Origin of the sequence: Synechococcus sp. OH2 (assembly GCF_047462155.1) — a bacterium.
In the GTDB taxonomy this organism is placed as follows: domain Bacteria; phylum Cyanobacteriota; class Cyanobacteriia; order Thermostichales; family Thermostichaceae; genus Thermostichus.
The window spans coordinates 17,262-20,873 of record NZ_JANSIR010000080.1; the positions used below are offsets into that span (position 1 = coordinate 17,262).

The 3,612-nt window shown below is 57.9% G+C and carries 3 protein-coding genes; all 3 read right to left on the reverse strand.

Annotation, left to right across the window (positions count from 1 at the left end; genetic code table 11):
* Positions 1–1,553, reverse strand: a 1,553-nt coding sequence (gene uvrB, locus NW835_RS06880; RefSeq protein WP_414414879.1) for an excinuclease ABC subunit UvrB, incomplete at its 3' end; no start/stop codon positions are given.
* Positions 1,554–1,756: 203 nt separating this feature from the next.
* A complete protein-coding gene (locus NW835_RS06885) occupies positions 1,757–2,617 on the reverse strand; it encodes a hypothetical protein (RefSeq protein ID WP_414414880.1) in 861 nt (286 codons plus the stop codon).
* A 28-nt stretch (positions 2,618–2,645) separates the two neighbouring features.
* Positions 2,646–3,612, reverse strand: a 967-nt coding sequence (locus NW835_RS06890; RefSeq protein WP_414414881.1) for a CobW family GTP-binding protein, incomplete at its 5' end; no start/stop codon positions are given.

The following is a 3,612-nucleotide window of genomic DNA, read 5'->3' on the forward strand; positions in this document are numbered from 1 at the left end:
TCCCGGAAATCTTGGAGGATCTCAATGCGCTCGATGGGGGCAATCTCAGAGTGCAGATAGCGAACGCGGATGCTGCGTTCCTGAAGGTATTCGGTGAGATCTTCGGCCATGCGTTTGGTGAGGGTGGTCACGATCACCCGTTCGGCAGGCCCCTGCTGCGAGCGCTCCAGCCGCAAATAGATCTCGCCCAGCAAATCTTCCACCTGCCCGGCTGTGGGGCGCACGTGCACCTCGGGATCCACCACCCCGGTGGGCCGAATGACCTGCTCTATAATCCGACCGGTGCCTGGCACGTAGAACTTCAGGGGTTTGCCGTTTTCCACCACCGTTTCAAATTGGGCTCCGCTCTGCTCCAGTTCCCAGTTGCCAGGCGTGGCGGAAACAAAGACGCATTGGTGGACTTTGGCCCAGAACTCCTCGGCTTTGAGAGGGCGATTGTCGAGGGCGCTGGGCAGGCGAAAGCCGTGATCCACCAGCACCTGTTTGCGGGCGCGGTCGCCGTTGTACATGCCACGGATCTGCGGCACCGTGACGTGGGATTCGTCCACCACCAAGAGCCAATCGTTGGCCTTGAAATAATCCACCAAACAGGCAGGCGGCTCCCCTTCTTTGCGCCCCGTCAAGTGCCGGGAGTAGTTTTCGATGCCGTTGCAATAGCCCACCTCCCGCAGCATCTCTAGGTCGTAGCGGGTGCGCTGTTCTAGGCGTTGGGCCTCCAGTAGCTTGCCTTGGCGGCGAAAGAAAGCCAGTTGCTCTTCCAGCTCTTGCTCAATGTTGAGGATCGCCTGCTGCAACTGAGCTTCTGGCGTTACGAAGTGGCGGGCCGGATAAACCCTGAGGGCGCTGACACTGTTTAGGATCTCGCCCGTCACTGGATCAATGAGGCGAATGGCCTCAATCTCGTCCCCAAAAAACTCGATGCGAATGACTCGGTCTTCGTAGGCCGGCACAATTTCCAGCACATCGCCTTTGACGCGAAACCGCCCCCGCCCCAGCTCCAGGTCGTTGCGTTCGTACTGGATGTTGGCCAGATCCCGCAAGACCTCCCGCTGGTTAATCTCCTGGCCGACTTGAAAGGGAATGGAAGCCTTCAGGTATTCCTCCGGCATGCCCAGGCCGTAGATACAGCTTACCGAGGCCACGACAATAACATCCCGCCGTTCAAAGAGGGAGCGGGTGGCCGAGTGCCGCAACATGTCGATTTCATCGTTAATAGAAGAAGACTTGGCGATATAAGTATCGGTGCTGGGCACATAGGCTTCCGGTTGGTAATAGTCGTAATAGCTGATGAAATATTCGACGGCATTGTAGGGAAAAAGCTCTCGCAGCTCGTTGCACAGTTGGGCGGCCAAGGTTTTGTTGGGGGCCATCACCAAGGTGGGCCTGCCGACTTGCTGGATGGTATGGGCAATGGTAAACGTTTTGCCGGTCCCAGTTGCCCCCAGCAGGGTTTGAAAGCGATGCCCTGCCGCAATCGACTCTACCAAAGCAGCAATTGCTTTGGGCTGATCCCCCGTGGGCTGATAGGGAGAAACCAGTTGAAACTCCGACATAGGCCTATCCCTTGATCTTTTGAGGATCTTTGGTTGAGTGCTCTGGTTAAGACTGTTAATTTCGGCAACTGGGCAGTTACAGCCTGCTTGGTCAGGTCTCATATCGTCACATAAGCCAAAACCCTTGTCCAGGTGGAGTTTCCGTCTGTGTGCTGGATCTCCTGACGAAGGAGCAAGCTGTAGTTGGATTCAGCGGCTACACCTCACAGGCTGTAAATTTGTCCATCCATTAGCAGATGAGTAATGCCTTTCTTTTGCAATTGTGGGCGTACGATCTCCAAAATGTATCCGGGAAATTGGATGACCCGGTAGGGCGGATAGGTGTTGCTGCCGCGACGGCTCATCTCGGAAAAGCGCCGAGCTACCTTGTGGTTGTCGAAAATCGGCAGCGTATTGGCGTTTTCGATCCCTTCCATGGGCAGGGATCCCAGTCCCAGAAATTCCTTGAGGGGGCGGGTGGTCAATTCTTGGTAGCGATCCACCACAACATAACAGGTCTCGGGCAGGTCGAGCTCCTCCAGGGGGAGTACTTGGATGTGATGGACGGGATCCGCCAGCGGATCTTCTGAGGGCACCGCTGCCGCGTCGTCTAAAAAATCGTCGTCATCCTCTTCTTCATCGTCATCGTCTTCTTCGTCTTCTAGCTCGTTGTCCTCGTCGTCTTCTAGGTCTTCTTGAAGCTCGGCTACGAGCTGGGCCGGCAATTCTTCGGGGGCCAGTTCTGTCACCGTGGCCGTCCTGTCGCCAGGGATCGTCTCCCCTTCGCTTACATCGCTGAGATCGGAGGCGTCGGCAGCCCCCTGCGGGGGCAAGACCTGTTGCCCCTCCATACCGTCCAGGGGAAGGGCGGGTTCCTCGCCCGTGTCTTTGCGGCGAGCTGCTGAGCGTTTGAGCTGGATCAGCCGCTGGTACTCGTCGGCAGCGAGGTTTTCCTTGAGGACACGGGTGATGGTGGTAACGCTCACCCGGAATTGCTCGGCCAATTCGGCAGCAGTGGCCGCCGAGCCGCGGTAGGAGCTAACAATTTGCTGTTGTTCTTGTTCTGAAAGTTTGCTGCGGGCCATCGCGGTTATCCCATCCCAAAACTTGGACTCACGGGCAGGCGGCAGTTGCCCGACACAGCCGGTTGAGGCCGGCGGCCAGCGCTTCTTGCTCTAGTTCCTTACCGATGAAGACAATTTTTGACCAATGCGGCTCACTGGGATCCCACTCCCGCTCCAAGAAGAGGGTTTGTCGTCGGCCCACCTGATGAAAGATAACCCGCTGCGGCTCGTTTGCAGCCCACAGCACCCCCTTGGCGCGAAAAATCGTCTCCGGCAGGTCTTGCAGCCAATCGCGGAAGGCCGCCAGATCCAGCGGTTGCTGCAGTTGAAAGCTCAGGGATTGGATCCCGTCTTCTTCCAGATGGTGGCTGGGGTGGGCGTGACCTTCAGCCTCGGCAGCAGAGAGCTTGGGATCCCACAGTTCTGGGCGAAAGGCGTGCACATCCAAAATGCGGGCCAAGGGCACCTGGGCGTGGGTGGTGGGCAGACAGGGAGCGTCGGGGTTGTAGCGACGCAAATCTAATAGGATCTGCTCTTGTTCGGCTGGGGTGATCAAATCTACCTTGTTCAGGAGCAAGATGTCGGCGCTGCTGATCTGGTGGGCGGTGGTTTGGGAGCGCCGGAAGTTGCGCCAGTACTCGGCCCCATCCACCAGGGTCACCACCCCATCCAGACGCAGCTCCTCGTGGAAGGTTCTCTGTACAAACAGCTCGGCCACCTGCCTGGGATCCGCCACGCCGCTGGTCTCCACCACCAGGTAGTCCAACGCCTGGGCATGCTGGAGCAGCTCGCGAGCCGCCCGTTCGAGATCCTCCCGCACCGTGCAACAGAGACAGCCGTTGCTGAGCTGCATCAGCCCTCCTTCGGGCATGTTGACCAGTTCGCCATCGATGGAGATCTCACCAAACTCGTTGAGGATAACCCCGATGCGCCGCCCGTGCTCCTCCTGCAAGATGCGCTTGAGCAGCGTGGTTTTACCACTGCCCAAAAAGCCTGTCAAAATCGTAACCGGAAGC